This is a genomic window from Sphingobium sp. TomTYG46, assembly GCF_055396345.1.
In genome coordinates, this window is sequence record NZ_AP027324.1 from 1,006,932 (window position 1) to 1,023,854 (window position 16,923).

A 16,923-nucleotide genomic window follows, 5' to 3' on the forward strand; every position below is an offset into this window, starting at 1 on the left:
TTCCCCGGTCGGACTGAGCCGTTCGAAGCCCAGCCCTTTCTTGAAGAGAAGTAGAGCCCTTCGACAAGCTCAGGGCGAACGGAATAACAGATGTTATTCAATGACTTTAGGGACCGCGAAAAAGCCATGTTCGGCCTGCGGGGCATTCGCCAGCACCTTGTCCCGAACATTGCCGTCGGTCACGGCGTCCTCGCGCAGGCGCAGCTTGTTGGGGATGACGGCCGTCATCGGCTCTACGCCGGTCACATCCACCTCGCCCAACTGCTCCACCCAGCCGAGGATGTTGTTGAGTTCAGGCACCATCGCCTCGGCTTCGGCTTCGGTCACCGAAATGCGCGAAAGGCTGGCGATCTTCTTTACGGTCTGAAGGTCTATCGACATGGGCCGCCGCTACCACCCGCTCACGTCCGCTTCAAGTCCGCACTTGCGCATGAGGGGTGCCTGCGCCAGACAGGCGCCGTTCGACGCAGGCCATGGGGGTCCTGGCGATCGGCGGAGAGCAAAGCATTGGCCCGCAAGTTCCTCTATGTCGTCGCCAGCCTTATCGTGCTGGTCCTTGCGGCATTGCTGGTTTACCGCACCTGGGGGATGCAGCTGATCCGCGCGGTCATGGTGCCCCGAGAAGCCTTCACCCCGATCGCACCACTTCCGGCCAACGCCTATGATGATCCCAGGATGTGGATCGCCCGGCCAGACATCGCGCAAGGCAATCCGGCTCTGTGGAAACCCGCCGGACAGAAGGATGAAGCGGTCACCCAGAAGGCGGCTGTCTTCTTCATCCATCCGACTTCCTACATCACCGCTTTCGGCGGCGCGCATTGGAACATGCGGCTGGACGACAAGGATGCGCTGACGACTGCGCGACGCTTCGTTCAGGGGCAGGCGAGCGCTTTCAACGCGGTCGGCGATGTCTGGGTGCCCCGCTATCGGCAGGCCAATTATGGCGCATTCCTCACCGACAAGCCTGCTGGCGAACAGGCTCTGGCGGCGGCCTATCGCGATGTGGGCCAGGCCTTTGCGGCGTTTCTGAAGGCGAACCCGACCGGCCCGCTGATCCTTGCAGGGCATAGCCAAGGGTCGCGGCACCTGCTCCAGTTGCTGCGCGATCAGGTTGCGGGGACGCCTGTCGCTTCCCGCGTCGTGGCCGTTTATGCCGTTGGCTGGCCGGTCTCCGTGGAGGCGGATTTGCCCGCCCTCGGCCTGCCCGCCTGCGCCCGGCGCGATCAGCCGCGGTGCATTGTCAGCTGGCAAAGCTATGCCGAGCCTGCTGATCCGGCTCCGATGGTGGAAAGCTTTGAGCGCAAGCCGGGATTTACGGGTCGCCCTCGCAAGGGCACGCACATGCTCTGCACCAATCCCATCACCGGCACCTTCAACGGGGCCGCTCCGGCAAGCGCCAATCTCGGCACGATCGACAGCCGGGATGAAGGCAAAGCGTCGCGCCTGCTGAAGGGCGTAGTTCCAGCCCGGTGTGATAGCAGAGGCATATTGATGATCGGGGAGCCGGTGGACATGGGGCCATTCACGCTGCCGGGCAATAATTATCACGTCTATGACTATGGCCTGTTCTGGGGTGACGTTCGGGAAGATGCGCGCCAGCGGCTGGCGAGTTTCCTGAAGAAATGAGCACGCTGCTCACCACCGACCGCGCGGCCTTCCGTGAGGCGCTGCCCTATGGTGGCCGCCTGCTCGGCATGGATGTTGGTACGAAAACAATCGGGCTGGCTTTGTGCGACGCCGGCTGGTCCATCGCGAGCCCGGCGCACACCGTATCGCGCGGGAAGTTCAGCAAGGACAAGATCGCGCTCGCCGCTTTCATGGAGCAGCAGCAGGTGAAGGGCGTCGTCATCGGCCTACCGCTCAATCTCGATGGTAGCGAGAGTCCACGCAGCCAGGCAAGCCGTGCCTTTGCCCGCAATATCGCGGATCTTGGCCTGCCGATCCTGTTGTGGGACGAACGCTGGTCGACGCAGGCGGTGACGCGCACCTTGCTGGAGGCAGATGCCAGTCGTGCGCGCCGAGGCGAGTTGGTCGACAAGCTGGCGGCGAGCTATATTCTGCAAGGGGCGATTGACGGGTTGATGGCCGGGTTTTGATCGCCGTTCGAAGGAGCAACTATCCCTCGAAAGCCGAGATGATGGGACAAGGCCCCTCATCGGATGCGTGACATGCACTGGCGAGCCGTCTCAACGAATCGCGCGCCGCCTGGAGTTCGGCGATCTTCATGTCCAGCGCAGCCAATTGCCCAGCCGCCAGTTCCCTGGCACGCGCCCTGTCCTGTCCGGCGTCCAGCCGTAAAAGCTCGCCTATCTGGTCCAGTGTGAACCCCGCCGCCTGCGCCGAGCGGACGAACTTCAAACGTCGAACATCCTGATCATCATAATGACGGACGCCCCGCGTCAGCCCGCTGCTGCCTCGATCCGGCGTCTCCAGTAATCCGCGCCGCTGATAGAAGCGAACGGTCTCCACGCCCACGCCACCAGCGCGCGCCAGACCAGAAATCGTCATCGTCATGCTTGACTCCGGACCATGGTACGGAACCCATATGGGGGCCAGAGCGATATTGTCCAAGAGAAAGCGATGACATGACGAGCGCAACAGCAGCAACCGCCCGGCCACGAAAGGCTGTCCTCTATCGGATGGTGATGCCCGGCCATATCTGTCCCTATGGCCTCAAGGCGCGCTGGCTATTGCGGCACAAGGGTTATGATGTGGAGGATCACTGGCTCACGAGCCGCGAGGAAACGGACGCGTTCAAACAGGCACACGACGTCAGGACGACGCCGCAAATCTTCATCGATGGCCAACGGATCGGCGGCCATGACGATCTGCTCCGCTTCTTCGGCCTGACAGTCGCTGATCCGTCAGCCACCAGCTATATCCCGGTCCTCGCTGTCTTTGGGGTGGGCGCGCTGTTGGCATTTGCGATCAGTTGGCTGACCGCGATGCCGCTGATAAGTGTCATGACCGTCGAAAGTTTCATCGCTGTCACCATGATGCTGCTCGCGATGCTGAAGCTGCAGGATGTGGACCGGTTCGCCACCATGTTCCTGAACTACGACCTGCTCGCCCGCCGGTATGTGCCTTATGGAAAGGCGTATCCGTTTCTGGAGCTTGGCGCGGGCGTGCTGATGTTGACCGGTCTTCTGCCTTGGCTTTCCATCCCCGTGGCGCTGTTCATCGGCGGCATTGGTGGGATTTCCGTGTTCAAGGCCGTCTATATCGACAAGCGGGAACTGAAATGCGCGTGCGTCGGCGGCGGCAGTAACGTGCCGTTGGGGTTCGTCTCCCTGACGGAAAATATCATGATGGTCGCGATGGCGTTGTGGATGCTTGTTCGTATCTGACCGCAGATGCCATCCCGATCGCTGTCGGAAAGCGACTACGCCTGGACCCATTCTGACGAAGAGATGCCCTGCGCATACAGAAGTACCGAGAGGTCGCCATGTACGATCTCCGCAGCGGCTGCCTCCCGCGTCTTGGGTTTGGCATGATAGGCAACGCCAAGCCCCGCGCCCTGGATCATAGGTATGTCGTTGGCGCCGTCACCTACTGCAAGCGTCAATGCGCGATCAATGCCTGACTCGATTGCGGCTTCCAGTTCCGCACGCTTGCGGGACGCGTCGACGATCGGCAGCGTTACCGTGCCCACCAGCGCTCCGTTAGCAATCTCCAGAACATTCGCCACCGCACGATCAAACCCGATTTCCTCCGCCACGGGTCCGGTGAAGCGGGTGAAGCCGCCGGACACGAGGAGGGTTTCGGCTCCCCTCGCCTTCATTGTACGGACAAGTGCTCCCGCGCCCGGCATGATCTTCACGCGCTCTGTCCGGCACCGGTCAATGGCTTCATCGGCGAGGCCCTTGAGCAAAGCGACGCGCTCATGCAGCGCGCCTGCAAAGTCGAGCTCACCACGCATGGCGCGTTCGGTGATGTCGGCGATCTGCGGCTTGATGCCCGCATAATCGGCGAGTTCGTCGATGCACTCGACCGTGATCATCGTGGAGTCCATGTCGGCTATCAGCAGCTTCTTCTCGCGACCCTCGGCAAGCTGAACGATGACATCGATCCTGTCGCCGATCCCGGTTAGCGCCGCGCGTGCCAACAAGGGATCACCGCCGAAGAAAATATCGGCAGCCTTGCCCTCATCCAACCACTTGCTATCCACCGGCGCGCAGCCAGCCGTCGCCAGCCGAGCCACGGCCTCTTCAATATCCCGCTGACTCAAGGCCGCACTTGCCACTAAGGTTGCGACGAACATGGACACTCCTGAAACATCTATGGGCGAATCCCGCCCCAGCGTCGCGCTTATTGCCGGGCCTACCGCCAGCGGCAAGAGTGCGCTGGCACTCCGGCTGGCTCAAGCGGCCAACGGAACGGTCATCAATGCAGACGCCAGCCAGGTATATGCCGATCTCCAGATCCTTTCCGCGCGCCCGAGCCGTGAGGAGATGGGTGACATCCCGCACCGCCTTTTCGGCCATATCGACGGGGCGGAAGCCTGTACGGCTGCGCGCTGGGCGGCAGAAGCGCGCGAGGAGATCGGTCAGGCGCATGAGGAAGGACGCTTGCCCATTCTGGTCGGTGGCACGGGGCTTTACCTGCGCACACTGCTTGATGGAATCGCTCCGGTGCCTGACATCGATCCCGCGATCCGTTCCGCTGTCCGTGCCATGCCCGTCGCGGACGCCCATGCCGCTTTGTTGAGCGAGGACCCGGCAGCTGCCGCGCGGCTGGCGCCTGCCGATAGCACAAGGGTAGCTCGTGCATTGGAAGTGGTGCGTTCGACAAGCCAGCCGCTCGCCTATTGGCAACGGCAAAAGGTGGGAGGCATCAGCGAACATATCCGCCTTTCACCACTTATCCTGCTGCCCCCGCGCGATTGGTTGATCGCACGTTGCGACCAACGCTTCGAGCAGATGGTCGAGTGTGGCGCCGTGACCGAAGTGGAAGCGCTCCTCTCGCGCAATCTCTCGTCCGATCTTCCCGTCATGCGCGCGATCGGCGTGCCTGAAATTGCGGGCTGGCTTGCCGGTGATATTGACCGGGAGACGATGATGGATCGCGGCCGGATTGCGACCCGGCAATATGCGAAACGCCAATATACATGGTTTTCGCGCCAGCCACCGGCCAGCTGGCCCAGGGAAACGCACCACTTTCATGACAATTTTGCGTCTGAAATCGTAATTAAATTACGTCAATAGCTATTGACTGGCCATTTTATGTCTAATAGAGGCGTCCACCTTGCCTTCGCTCCTTATCTGGAGCAGAGGGCGCAACCTGCATCCAGTGGAAGGATTTCATCGTGGCCGAAAAGAGCGGCGCGGACATTTTGGTTGAGTGCCTGATCGACCTCGGGGTTGAAGTCGTGTTTGGTTATCCGGGCGGCGCGGTGCTGCCCATTTATGACGCACTTTTCGATCATCCGAAGATCCGCCACGTCCTTGTCCGCCACGAACAGGGCGCGACCCATATGGCGGAAGGCTATGCCCGATCGACCGGCAAGCCCGGCGTCGTTCTCGTCACGTCCGGCCCCGGCGCGACCAATGCGGTCACCGGCATTACCGATGCGCTGATGGATTCCATCCCGATGGTCGTCATCACCGGGCAGGTCGGCACGCCACTGATCGGCACTGACGCCTTCCAGGAAGCTGACACGGTCGGCATCACGCGCCATTGTTCAAAGCATAATTATCTGGTGAAGAAGCCCGCCAAGCTGGCGAGCGTCATCCACGAAGCCTTTCATATCGCCACCACCGGGCGCCCCGGTCCGGTCGTCGTCGATATTCCCAAGGACGTGCAGGTCGCCACCGCGCCCTATGCCCGTCCGCTTGGCTTTGAGCATGCCAGTTATAAGCCGCAAACGAAGGCGGATGCGTCTGCGATCGCTCAGGCCGTCGAAATGCTGGCCAAGGCAGAGCGACCGGTCTTCTACACTGGCGGCGGAGTCATCAATTCGGGTCCCAAGGCTTCGATCCTGCTGCGTGAGCTGGCGGAGCTGACTGGTGCGCCTGTCACCTCGACCCTGATGGGTCTGGGCGCCTTCCCTGCATCTTCGCCGCAATGGCTGGGCATGTTGGGCATGCATGGCACGTATGAAGCCAATTGGGCGATGAACAAGGCGGACCTGATCGTCTGCATCGGTGCGCGATTTGACGATCGCGTCACCGGCCGCCTCGACGCGTTCGCGCCGAACAGCAAGAAAATCCACATCGACATCGACCGCAGCTCGATCAACAAGACGGTGGAGATCGACCTTCCGGTCATTGCTGACGTTGGCAACGCACTGACTGACATGATCGCGGTGTGGAAAACGCAGGGGCACAAGGCTGCGGACCTCAGCGAATGGTGGGCCAGGATCGAAGGTTGGCGCGCGCGTAACAGCCTTGCCTATCCGGAGAGCCGAGAAGAGATCATGCCGCAGGAGGCGATCGCGGAGCTCTATCGGGCTTCGAAGTCGGCCGATGACGTCATCATCACGACCGAAGTGGGGCAGCACCAGATGTGGGCTGCGCAGCATTTCGGTTTTGAAGAGCCGAACAAGTGGCTGACTTCAGGCGGTCTCGGCACCATGGGCTATGGCTTCCCTGCCGCGATCGGCGCGCAGGTCGGCAATCCCGACAGCCTGGTCGTCTGCGTCGCGGGTGACGCGTCTATCCAGATGAACATTCAGGAGATGGGAACCGCCAGCCAATACCGGCTGCCGGTGAAGGTGCTGATCCTCAATAACGAATATATGGGTATGGTCCGCCAGTGGCAGGAACTGACCTATGAAAGCCGTTATTCCAACAGCTATTCGGACAGCCTGCCCGATTTCGTGAAGCTGGCCGAAGCTTATGGCTGGACCGGCATCCGCATCGAAGGGCCGCAGGAACTGGCGGCGGGCATTCGTCAGATGATCGACACATCCGGCCCTGTCATCGTGGACTGCCGCGTGGCGAAGCTTTCCAACTGCTTCCCGATGATCCCGTCGGGCGCGGCGCATACCGACATGCTGCTCGATCCCAACCAGATCGCTGGCATCATGTCGGACGAGGCAAAGGCATTGGTGTGAGGGCTATGGCGTGACTGGGCATCTGAAGCTCCGCATCCATGTGAGCGAACCCTTTGACTTCGAACGGATGAGCGGCACGGCCGAGCTGAAAGGCTGGACCGTGGACCATAGCGACCCGGAGAATGAAGATTGGGAAGTTCACCTGGATGAGGGCTTCGATTTTCACGAACGCCGGATCGGCCGCCTGCTGATCAGCCCGCGTTATGTGGGCGAACATCTGAGCCGCATGTTCGATGCGATCGCGGGGTTTCCCGTTCGCATTGCTCATCGCGACGATGGCAGCTGGCACTACGCCTTTACGGGCATGATCTCCGAGCGCCATGAGCGCGAAAAAGAACCGGACAACGGAACGAACATCTGATGCACATTCAGGAAGAATATAGCGAGCGGCACGTCCTGTCGCTGACGGTCACCAACGAGGCGGGTATCCTTGCTCGCATCGCCGGGCTTTTCACTGCGCGCGGATATAATATCGACAGCTTGACGGTGGCGGACATCACGCATGATCATGCGATCAGCCGCATCACCATCGTCACCAACGGCCCGCCCAAGGTGATCGACCAGATCATCGCCCAGCTCGATCGCTTGGTGCCCGTTCACAAGGTGACGGACCTGACCGCCAACGGCCCCTTCGTCGAGCGCGAACTGGCGCTGGTCAAGGTTTCGGGCACTGGTGAGGATCGGATCGAGGCGCTACGCCTTGCCGACGTGTTCCGCGCCAAGGTGGTGGACACGACGATCGAAAGCTTCATCTTCGAGATCACCGGCACGACAGACAAGATCGACAATTTCGTCGGCCTGATGCGCCAGATAGGGCTGGTCGAAGTAGGCCGCACCGGGGTCGTCGGCCTGATCCGCGGCAAGGAGCCGAACTGATAGACTTTCCCTCTCCCCTGCAGGGGAGAGGGCAGCGAGACTTGGCGGCTCGCCGCCTAGTCGCAGCGGGAGAGGGGCCAGCGCCCTCACGGGAGCAAAGCCCCCTCTCCAACTTCATCTAGGTCCGGCTTCCGCCGAACCGAGATTTCGTATCCTCTCCCCGTGCCGGAGAGAGGAAAAGTGGCGACGGTATTGAGGGAATTGGAAACATGAAGGTTTATTACGATCGCGACGCCGACATCGGCCTCATCAAGGGCAAGAAGGTCGCCATTCTCGGCTACGGCTCGCAGGGCCACGCCCACGCCCAGAACCTGCGCGACAGCGGCGTTGCCGAAGTCGCCATTGCGCTCCGCCCCGGCTCTGCCAGCGCCAAGAAGGCGGAAGGCGCAGGTTTCAAGGTGCTGCCGAACGCCGAAGCCGCCGCATGGGCCGACGTCCTCATGATCCTCGCCCCCGACGAGCATCAGGCCGCCATCTATGCTGACGACATTCACGCGAACCTGAAGCCCGGCGCGGCGCTCGCCTTCGCCCATGGCCTCAACGTTCATTTCGGCCTGATCGAACCCCGCAAGGACGTGGACGTGATCATGATCGCGCCCAAAGGCCCCGGCCACACCGTTCGCAGCGAATATCAGCGCGGCGGCGGCGTGCCCTGCCTGATCGCCATCGCGCAGGACGCGACCGGTAACGCCCATGACATCGCTCTGTCCTATGCTTCGGGCGTCGGCGGCGGCCGCAGCGGCATCATCGAAACCAACTTCCGCGAGGAATGCGAAACCGACCTGTTCGGCGAGCAGGCCGTGCTGTGCGGCGGCGCGACCGCGCTGGTCCAGGCGGGCTTCGAAACGCTGGTGGAAGCTGGTTACGCGCCCGAAATGGCCTATTTCGAGTGCCTCCACGAACTGAAGCTAATCGTCGATCTGATGTATGAAGGCGGCATCGCCAACATGCGCTATTCGATCTCGAACACCGCCGAATATGGCGATATCAAGACCGGCCCGCGCATCATCACCGAAGAAACGAAGAAGGAAATGAAGCGCGTCCTCGCCGACATCCAGTCGGGCCGCTTCGTGAAGGACTTCGTGCTCGACAACCGCGCCGGCCAGCCCGAGCTCAAGGCCAGCCGCCTCGCCGCCCAGCGTCACCCGATCGAGGAAACCGGCGCCAAGCTGCGCGCCATGATGCCCTGGATCGGCGCGAACAAGCTGGTGGACAAGGAAAAGAACTGATTTGACGGACATGCCCGCTTTTCTCGTAACGAGTACGGTCATAATGTTTGCGGCGCTGATCCTTGGGATCGGCGCCGCATTCCTTTATTTCAGCCGCGTAAACCGGCGGATGATCGAATATGTCGCCAATCTGACAATTAATCAGGACGCGCGGCAGGCAGCATGGCTACTCGACGGACGCCCCTTGCCCGGTACTGTTCGGCCCGGTTTAATCGGCAGCGTCACGACGACGCGCGACCGTCTGCCCGCGGTCGGTCTCGCCATTCAATCCATGCTGCTCCAAACCGTGCGGCCGGAACGCATCGAACTTTGGCTTTCGGACGAACTGTCATCCGATGACATGCCAGAATCGCTGCGTCGCTTGGAACGCTACGGCCTGCGCATCAATTTCGTGCCGGACGTGGGACCGCATACCAAGCTGCTCTATGCCTTGCGCGAATTTCCGCAGAATTTCATCACCACTTTCGACGATGATTTCTACTACCCGCCTCATTCGGTCGAAACCCTACTTCGGACCTCGGACAAGGTGCCGGGCGCCATCATTGGCAATTGGGTTCGTCAGCTTCGCTTCGGCGTTACCGGCAAGGTCATGAAAGCCAAGGCAGGAAAGCTGCTGACGCCCAAGATCATGGAACGGGAAATCGAAATTTCCGCCGGGGTCAGCAATGTTGGATATGACCTGTTCGCCTATGGCACCAGCGGCATTCTTTATCCTCCCGGCTGCATGGACGACCGGGTGTTCGACATTGACCTCTTCCGCACACTTTGCCCGACCGAGGATGATGTGTGGTTCAAGGCGATGGCGCTGCTGAAAGGCGTGCCGGTCGCCACGACCAGCCTGGGACTAACCCCGCGCCATCATTGCCTCCACGGTAGCCAGTCGGTCGCACTCAGGCACAAAAACCACGCTGGATCGGGAAAAACGACCAGAAATCAGATCCGCGCGGTGTTCGAGCATTTCGATTTATATGGTCGAATGAAGGAACTGAGGACCTCCTGTCCTCCCTGCCCCTGACCTCATAAGAAGCGCGAACGAAGCGTTTCCATTATTAGGCATTGGACCGTTCCGGCATATCAACTACCTTCCGCCCGCACGCCGGAATATTGGAGATAATTCAATGCGGAAATTGATATTGCCCCTAGCCGCCCTTGCCGCCCTGACCGGCGGCGCCGTCATCGCCCAGCAGATGCCCGCCGCGCCCGGCGCAAAGGACCCGTCCCGCGTGACCGGCGGCACCTATCAGGTTGATCCGGGGCACACCCAGGTCGCATTCGCCTATGACCATATGGGCTTCTCCAATAATTTCGGCATCATTTCCGGCCCGGTCGGCACACTGTCTCTGGACCCCAAAAATGTGGCCGCTGCGAAGGTATCGATCGAAGTCCCCATTGCCAATGTCCGCACCGGCATTCCTGCGCTTGACGAACATCTGATGAAGTCGGACTTTTTCGACAGCGCCAAATTTCCAAAGGCGACATTCGTCTCCACAAGCGTGAAGCCCGATGGTGCCACCGGCGCAGAGATCACCGGAAACCTCACGATCAAGGGTGTCACCAAGCCGGTGACGCTCGATGCGGATTTCTACGGCGCGGGCAAGGCTCCGGCCATGGCAGGCGGCAAGGAAAATGTCGGGTTCGTCGCGACCACAACGGTCAAGCGGAGCGACTTCAATATGGGTTACGGCGTCCCGATGGTCGGCGATAATGTAGAACTGAAGATCGTCGCCGCTTTTCAGAAGTAAGCTGTCAGGTCCGGGTGATGAGCCGTCATCACCCGGGCCGTTCCCGGAATAGATCGTATCCGACCTGGGACCGGCGTAGCCGCCCGGCGTGGCCATGGGCTTAGCCGGTCGGCATTGTGCCCGGACGCAAATATGGGAACATGTGCGCGATGTAATCCGCTTTGCCCAACTCCACCCCCTGGTTGCGCAAGATTGCGTAGGCGGTCATGACGTGGAAGTAGAATTGGGGCAACGTCCAGTCGCGAGCATATTGCTCGGCCGTGAGATCGAAAATGATACCCATCGGCAATGCGTGTTCGATCGGGCTTTGCGGGTCGGCGTCAAGCGCATCCGGAGCAAGATCGTCCAGCAGAGCAAGCGTCTCATCAATTCTGGCCTTTGCGCTGGCGATCGAGCCGGGATTTTCCTCCGCGTTCCGGCCCTCATCCAGAAGAGCCTGGATCGATATGGGAAACTCCTCTCCCTTTAGCCGAAACACGCCTTCCCAAGCCTGCGCACAAGCGAACCGGATCTGGGTGGACAGCGGAAACATGTCGGGAGCAAGGCACGCGGACAGAAGCGCGTTGGCCGCATCGCCACCCATTTGCCCTTCAGCCTTGTCGAGCCAGCCAGAGAGGGTTTTCAGCATCTGGCTGTAGGTCGGTATAAGGAGGTTGGTCAGGGACATACGGGCCTCGCGATGGGATGGATCATTGTGATGACGAGGTAAATGAACCTTCTTCCAAACGCCTTCCACAACAAAAGCTGGACGCGGAGCCACGAAAACGGTTAAGGCAGGCACATCATGCAGCGCGCGCTTCTTCCCCTGCTACGACTTACACGCCCTTAGGCGTGGCATTTCTGCTGCTCTTCGCTTGAATGACGCAGCAATCCGCCTAAGGGCATACCCAAGCAGATAGTCGTTCCACCGGGCAGGCCGCGCCTTTGTTTCAAATAGGGGCCGCCCGTTTGCAAAGAAGTAGCTTCCCATGATGCTGACCGACCCTTCGCAGAAATACCGTCCCTTCCCGCAAGTGGACCTGCCCAACCGCCAGTGGCCGAGCGCCGTCATAACCTCGCCGCCGCGTTGGCTGTCGACCGACATGCGCGACGGCAATCAGTCGCTGATCGACCCGATGAACGCGGAAAAGAAGCGCCGCTTCTTCGACCTGCTGGTCCGGGTCGGCGTCAAGGAGATCGAGGTCGGCTTCCCCAGCGCGGGCGCGACCGAGTTCGACTTCATCTCCGGTCTGGTCCGCGACGGCGCGATCCCTGACGATGTATTCCCGCAGGTGCTGACGCAAGCCCGCGATGACCTGATCGCCACTACCTTCGAAAGCCTGCGTGGCGCGAAGCAGGCGATCGTCCATGTCTATAACGCCGTGTCGCCCGCATGGCGCAACATCGTGTTCCAGATGGACCGGCCCCAGATCAAGGAAATCGCGATCAACGCGGCCAAGCTGCTGCGCGACAATGCGGCGGCTCAGCCGGATACCGACTGGCATTTCGAATATTCGCCGGAAACCTTCTCCACCGCCGAGCTGGATTTCAGCCTGGAATGCTGTGAAGCCGTGATGGAAATTCTCCAGCCCACGGCGGAACGCCCTCTGATCCTGAACCTGCCCGCCACGGTAGAAGCTGCGACGCCGAACATCTATGCCGACCAGATCGAATGGATGTGCCGCAACATTTCCAAGCGCGACAGCGTCGTCATCTCTCTGCACACGCATAATGACCGCGGCACAGGCGTCGCTGCGGCCGAGTTGGGCCTGATGGCGGGCGCGGATCGTGTCGAAGGCTGCCTGTTCGGCAATGGCGAGCGCACGGGCAACTGCGATCTGGTGACCGTCGCGCTCAACATGTACACGCAGGGTGTCAATCCGGGGCTGGATTTTTCCGACATCGACGAGGTCATTCAGACCGTCGAATATTGCAACCAATTGCCGGTGCATCCGCGTCATCCCTATGCGGGCGAACTGGTGTTCACCGCCTTCTCCGGCTCGCATCAGGACGCGATCAAGAAGGGTTTCGCCGTTCAGGAAACCCGCAATGACCAGATTTGGGACGTGCCCTATCTGCCGATCGATCCCAAGGATTTGGGCCGCGACTATGAAGCCGTGATCCGCGTGAACAGCCAGTCGGGCAAGGGCGGCGTTGCTTGGGTGTTGCAGCAGGACAAGGGGCTGAAGCTGCCCAAGCGCATGCAGGCCGACTTCTCCCGCGTCGTGCAGGCGCTGGCCGACCAGACGAGCCGCGAACTGAACGCCGCCGATATCTGGACCGCGTTCGAGGATCATTACCGCCTCTCCGGCGATCAGCCCTACACGCTGATCGATTATAATGAGACCGGCCATGCGGGCGACCGCATCTTCACGGGCAAGATTGCGCATAAGGGCGGCGAACGGTCCATCTCCGGGCGCGGCAACGGCCTCATCTCCTCGGTTCTGGCCGCGCTACGCGACGATCTGGGCGTCGATCTGGAGGTTGCGGACTATAGCGAACATGCGATCGGGGCCGGGACTGACGTCGCCGCTGCCGCCTATGTCGAATGCCGCACGCCCGACGGCCGCACGGTCTTCGGCATCGGCACCGATACGGACATCGCGACCGCCTCGGTGCAGGCCGTGTTGTCCGCCGCCAACAGTGTTGCAGCCAGCTGATCGATAGAATGCAGACAGCGGCTCACCACCGCGAGCGCTGCCTGCAACAGGGTTTAAGAGATATTCTCTGCCGCGCTTAAATCGACCTCTGCATGACAAACGGCTTCCACGTTGATGCCATCCGGGTCCAGAATGAAGGCGGCATAGTAGCTTGGCCCGTAATGCGGCCTGAGGCCCGGCGCGCCATGGTCGCGCCCACCAGCGCGCAGGCCCGCTGCGTGGAAGGCGTGAACCTGCGCCCGGTTTTCGACGCGAAAGGCGACGTGAGTGCCCTCACCCACCCTTTCATTGTCGCCGATCCAGAAGAAGGCGTCGTCGTCCCGGCCATAGCCGTGCGTCTCACCACCGCGCTCATTGTCCGCCGCCGGGATGGTCACCAAACGCCGCAGCCCAATCGCGCCAAGCAGTTCGTCGTAAAAGTCGCGCGACCGTCCCGCGTCACTTACGGCGATGCCGATATGGTCGATCATTTTGCGCTCTCCTTTTGCCGCCAATTGACCTAAACGCCAGCCACCAACGCATGGACAGACAAATGGGCGAAACGACAGAACATCAGGTGCATATTATCGGTGGAGGGCTGGCGGGGTCGGAAGCCGCCTGGCAACTGGCGCAGGCTGGCGTGAAAGTGCGCCTGTCGGAAATGCGGGGTGGTGGCGACATGACCCCGGCGCACCAGACGGACGGCCTTGCCGAACTCGTCTGCTCCAACAGTTTCCGGTCGGACGATGCGGACAAAAATGCCGTTGGCCTGCTGCATCAGGAAATGCGACGACTGGATTCGCTCATCATGGCGCAGGCTGAACCCGCCAAGGTCCCTGCCGGATCGGCCTTGGCCGTCGATCGGAATGTGTTTTCCGATGGCGTCACCCGCGCCCTGTCTGATCATCCCAATGTTGAGATTGTGCGGGAGCGTATCGATCAGTTGCCGCGCGAAGGGATGACCATCGTCGCCACCGGGCCGCTGACCGCACCAGCGCTCGCGGAGAGTATCGGCGCTGCGGCGGGCATGGATCACTTAGCCTTTTTCGACGCGATCGCGCCCGTTGTGCACTTCGACAGCATCGATATGGACAAATGCTGGATGGCCAATCGCTGGGACAAAATCGGCCCCGGCGGTGGCGAGGGCAAGGATTATATCAACTGCCCGATGACGAAGGACCAATATCAGGCATTTGTGCAGGGGCTGCTCGACGGCGAAAAAACTGAGTTCAAGGAGTGGGAAACGAACACGCCTTATTTCGAAGGCTGCATGCCAATTGAGGTGATGGCGTCCCGAGGCCCCGAAACGTTGCGGCACGGCCCGATGAAGCCAATGGGACTCGACGATCCGCGCACCGGCCGCTGGCCCTATGCCGTCGTCCAACTGAGGCAGGACAATGCGTCGGGCACGCTGTGGAACATGGTTGGGTTCCAGACAAAGCTCAAGCATGGCGCGCAGGTCGAACTGTTCCGCACTATTCCCGGACTGGAGAAAGCCGAGTTTGCGCGGTTGGGTGGGCTACACCGCAACACCTTCATCCAGAGCCCCAAACTGCTGGACGCGACCCTGCGCCTGAAAAACGCGCCGCACATCCGCTTCGCAGGCCAGATGACCGGGTGCGAAGGATATGTCGAAAGTGCAGCCATTGGCCTGCTGGCCGGGCGTTTTGCCGCCGCCGAACTGCTTGGCCAGCACATGCCTCCCCCGCCGGGCGACACGGCGCTTGGCGCATTGCTGGGTCATGTCACGGGCAATATTGCGACGGCTGACTATCAGCCGATGAACGTGAATTTCGGGCTTTTCCCGCCACTAGATGACGTGAAGAAGAAGCAGCGCAAGGAGGCTTATACTACTCGCGCCCGCGCTTCCTTGTCGCAGTGGTTTAGTCAGTTTGAAATGAGCTGATCGCCCTCTAGCTCAGCAACGGCATTTCGGTTTCGCCGTTCGCTTGGGCGCGGTCGTTGCAAATTCAACAGGGGTCAGCTTGCCGTCCGCATTAGCATCCGCGTCGGAAAACCGATCCGATGTGGCGACCGCCCATTCCTCAAAGGAAAGGAGGTTGTCCTTGTCCTTGTCGAGCGCCTTGAACGCCTTGACCCGGCTGCCCAGCATCTCGACCCGGGTGATAAAGCCGTCACGGTTCCGGTCATAGCGGCCGAAGCGCTTTTGCTCGCGGCTTTGCGGACTAGCCTCCCCGGGTGAGGGAGGTGCTTTGCCAACGGCGTCGGGATTTCCCTCTGGCCATGCTTCTATTGCAGGCGGCGGCGGTGGAGCGACTATGGCCTCAGGCACCGCGCTGCTGGCCGCGCGTCCTTGCCACCAGAAAAGCCCCGCCGCCACAAGAAGCAGCGCAGCCCCCGCGCCAGCCATGATACGTCCCACGAAATTCCCCCTCAACGCGCACTGAGCGCGACGCGCAATAGCCGAAGATATAGGCCGGGAGTCAACCGGTTAGGAGCAGCCTTAGCCCATCTGATGTCCTCTTGCGCCAGGCCATAGGCAATCCGCATTGGCCGCCATGATCCGGGCCAGACCGGATCGCATGAAAAAAGCTTGTGCCGGGCAAGATCAATCGCCTTGGCGGCGAGATCAGGGCTGCTGACATGACCTGAAAAATCCCAAAGCGCCCATGCGGCCCCTGCCTGGATCAGCCAATCCGGGACTTCTGCTTCACCCGCCAGCGATTGGAACAACCCTCCCCCTCTTCCGATTGCATAAGCATCCAGATCATCGTCGGCGATGAGCGCTTCCCAGCCATCAAGCCATGCTGTCAGGCCCGCTGGTGGAGCTTCGCCAGCCGCACGTAACGCATCGACCAGCGGATCACCCCTGCCCTTCACGCCCACTGCATCGGTCAACGCTTCCTGCCACCATGCGAGCCGTAGCTGACCGATCATCGGTTCTGTCGTGGTAGCGACGACACGACCAAGACGCACGTCCAACGTCCACAGCAAGCGGTGGCGCGAAATGTCACGCCCCGCATAAGAGCTAAGTAACGTCGCTAATATCGAGGGCCGATCTTCCACCTGGTCATTCATGAAGCATATACCGGCCGCTAGAGTTTATCGGCATTTTAATCAGTTCTCGGATATTGATACTTCATCATTTCAAGCAGCACGTACCCGGTTGGGTGGGGCGATGAAGATGGGTGAGAGCCAATATGAGAGACAGGATCAAGCGCGCGCTGTTCATTTTAATGCGGCTCTATCACAACCAGGCAGGTAACGCGCTGCCGATTGTGGCTGCTGCAACGATACCGTTTGCAGCGATCACCGGCGTGCTGCTGATCTCAGCCGGGAGCATCTAGGCAATCATGTGCGACTGACTATCGGCCTAATCAATATTCGTAAGGGATCGATTTTCTGGAGAAAGGAGAGGAGCGGCTCGACGCCGCTCCTCTCGC

20 protein-coding genes are annotated in these 16,923 nt (G+C 60.9%); 13 read left to right on the forward strand and 7 right to left on the reverse strand.

Translation table 11 applies throughout. From position 1 onward, the window contains the following. Positions 1-93: 93 nt before the first annotated feature. Positions 94-381 carry an Asp-tRNA(Asn)/Glu-tRNA(Gln) amidotransferase subunit GatC gene (gene gatC, locus ACZ5YV_RS05125; protein ID WP_196226230.1) on the reverse strand — a complete coding sequence of 96 codons (288 nt, stop codon included), beginning with the start codon at positions 379-381 and terminating at the stop codon, positions 94-96. A gap of 126 nt (positions 382-507) precedes the next feature. Here gatC and ACZ5YV_RS05130 point away from each other — a divergent pair, with 126 nt between their 5' ends. Continuing rightward, entirely contained in the window at positions 508-1,626 is a 1,119-nt protein-coding gene (locus ACZ5YV_RS05130; RefSeq protein WP_464788858.1) for a DUF3089 domain-containing protein, read from the forward strand. Continuing rightward, positions 1,623-2,096 (forward strand): Holliday junction resolvase RuvX, encoded by a 474-nt coding sequence (ruvX, locus tag ACZ5YV_RS05135; protein ID WP_464788859.1) that lies wholly within the window; start codon positions 1,623-1,625, stop codon positions 2,094-2,096. Before ACZ5YV_RS05130 ends, ruvX begins: the two co-directional genes overlap by 4 nt. Before the next feature lie 19 nt (positions 2,097-2,115). Here the strand turns inward: ruvX and ACZ5YV_RS05140 are convergent, their stop codons facing one another. Next, entirely contained in the window at positions 2,116-2,514 is a 399-nt protein-coding gene (locus ACZ5YV_RS05140; RefSeq protein WP_464788860.1) for a MerR family transcriptional regulator, read from the reverse strand. 71 nt (positions 2,515-2,585) lie between these two features. Here ACZ5YV_RS05140 and ACZ5YV_RS05145 point away from each other — a divergent pair, with 71 nt between their 5' ends. After that, positions 2,586-3,347, forward strand: coding sequence for a MauE/DoxX family redox-associated membrane protein (locus ACZ5YV_RS05145; protein WP_464788861.1), 762 nt, complete (start codon positions 2,586-2,588; stop codon positions 3,345-3,347). A 35-nt stretch (positions 3,348-3,382) separates the two neighbouring features. Here the strand turns inward: ACZ5YV_RS05145 and serB are convergent, their stop codons facing one another. Continuing rightward, a complete protein-coding gene (gene serB, locus ACZ5YV_RS05150) occupies positions 3,383-4,261 on the reverse strand; it encodes a phosphoserine phosphatase SerB (RefSeq protein ID WP_464788862.1) in 879 nt (292 codons plus the stop codon). Here serB and miaA point away from each other — a divergent pair. The 7 genes from miaA (at position 4,260) to ACZ5YV_RS05185 (ending at position 10,901) form a co-directional block, all read left to right on the forward strand. Next, the gene (miaA, locus tag ACZ5YV_RS05155; RefSeq protein WP_464788863.1) at positions 4,260-5,204 is read left to right on the forward strand and encodes a tRNA (adenosine(37)-N6)-dimethylallyltransferase MiaA; all 945 of its coding nucleotides are present in this window, start codon (positions 4,260-4,262) and stop codon (positions 5,202-5,204) included. The genes serB and miaA overlap by 2 nt on opposite strands. Positions 5,205-5,305: 101 nt before the next feature. After that, a complete protein-coding gene (locus ACZ5YV_RS05160) occupies positions 5,306-7,054 on the forward strand; it encodes an acetolactate synthase 3 large subunit (protein WP_464788864.1) in 1,749 nt (582 codons plus the stop codon). Positions 7,055-7,064: 10 nt separating this feature from the next. Continuing rightward, positions 7,065-7,415, forward strand: coding sequence for a hypothetical protein (locus ACZ5YV_RS05165; protein WP_464779638.1), 351 nt, complete (start codon positions 7,065-7,067; stop codon positions 7,413-7,415). Then, on the forward strand, positions 7,415-7,930 hold the full coding sequence (ilvN, locus tag ACZ5YV_RS05170; RefSeq protein WP_464779639.1) for an acetolactate synthase small subunit: 516 nt from the start codon (positions 7,415-7,417) through the stop codon (positions 7,928-7,930). The genes ACZ5YV_RS05165 and ilvN overlap by 1 nt, the downstream gene beginning before the upstream one ends. 209 nt (positions 7,931-8,139) lie before the next feature. Next, entirely contained in the window at positions 8,140-9,159 is a 1,020-nt protein-coding gene (ilvC, locus tag ACZ5YV_RS05175) for a ketol-acid reductoisomerase (protein ID WP_066523990.1), read from the forward strand. A gap of 10 nt (positions 9,160-9,169) precedes the next feature. Further along, positions 9,170-10,174 (forward strand): glycosyltransferase, encoded by a 1,005-nt coding sequence (locus tag ACZ5YV_RS05180; protein ID WP_464789153.1) that lies wholly within the window; start codon positions 9,170-9,172, stop codon positions 10,172-10,174. Positions 10,175-10,277: 103 nt separating this feature from the next. After that, positions 10,278-10,901 carry a YceI family protein gene (locus ACZ5YV_RS05185; RefSeq protein WP_464788865.1) on the forward strand — a complete coding sequence of 208 codons (624 nt, stop codon included), beginning with the start codon at positions 10,278-10,280 and terminating at the stop codon, positions 10,899-10,901. A 100-nt stretch (positions 10,902-11,001) separates the two neighbouring features. Here the strand turns inward: ACZ5YV_RS05185 and ACZ5YV_RS05190 are convergent, their stop codons facing one another. Then, positions 11,002-11,568, reverse strand: coding sequence for a DUF1993 domain-containing protein (locus tag ACZ5YV_RS05190; protein ID WP_464788866.1), 567 nt, complete (start codon positions 11,566-11,568; stop codon positions 11,002-11,004). Between the two features lie 301 nt (positions 11,569-11,869). Here ACZ5YV_RS05190 and leuA point away from each other — a divergent pair, with 301 nt between their 5' ends. After that, positions 11,870-13,540, forward strand: coding sequence for a 2-isopropylmalate synthase (gene leuA / locus ACZ5YV_RS05195; RefSeq protein WP_464788867.1), 1,671 nt, complete (start codon positions 11,870-11,872; stop codon positions 13,538-13,540). 53 nt (positions 13,541-13,593) lie between these two features. On the opposite strand, the gene ACZ5YV_RS05200 is transcribed toward leuA, so the two are convergent. Next, the gene (locus ACZ5YV_RS05200; RefSeq protein WP_464788868.1) at positions 13,594-14,010 is read right to left on the reverse strand and encodes a VOC family protein; all 417 of its coding nucleotides are present in this window, start codon (positions 14,008-14,010) and stop codon (positions 13,594-13,596) included. 62 nt (positions 14,011-14,072) lie between these two features. Between ACZ5YV_RS05200 and trmFO the strand changes: the two genes are divergently transcribed. Continuing rightward, entirely contained in the window at positions 14,073-15,425 is a 1,353-nt protein-coding gene (gene trmFO, locus ACZ5YV_RS05205; protein ID WP_464788869.1) for a methylenetetrahydrofolate--tRNA-(uracil(54)-C(5))-methyltransferase (FADH(2)-oxidizing) TrmFO, read from the forward strand. Positions 15,426-15,437: 12 nt separating this feature from the next. Here trmFO and ACZ5YV_RS05210 read toward each other — a convergent pair whose 3' ends face one another. Further along, on the reverse strand, positions 15,438-15,902 hold the full coding sequence (locus tag ACZ5YV_RS05210) for an EF-hand domain-containing protein (RefSeq protein WP_464788870.1): 465 nt from the start codon (positions 15,900-15,902) through the stop codon (positions 15,438-15,440). A gap of 11 nt (positions 15,903-15,913) precedes the next feature. After that, positions 15,914-16,558: a hypothetical protein gene (locus ACZ5YV_RS05215; RefSeq protein WP_464788871.1), complete on the reverse strand. Its 645-nt coding sequence runs from the start codon at positions 16,556-16,558 to the stop codon at positions 15,914-15,916. Between the two features lie 122 nt (positions 16,559-16,680). Between ACZ5YV_RS05215 and ACZ5YV_RS05220 the strand changes: the two genes are divergently transcribed. Next, positions 16,681-16,827 (forward strand): hypothetical protein, encoded by a 147-nt coding sequence (locus ACZ5YV_RS05220; protein ID WP_460987977.1) that lies wholly within the window; start codon positions 16,681-16,683, stop codon positions 16,825-16,827. Positions 16,828-16,923 lie beyond the last annotated feature (96 nt).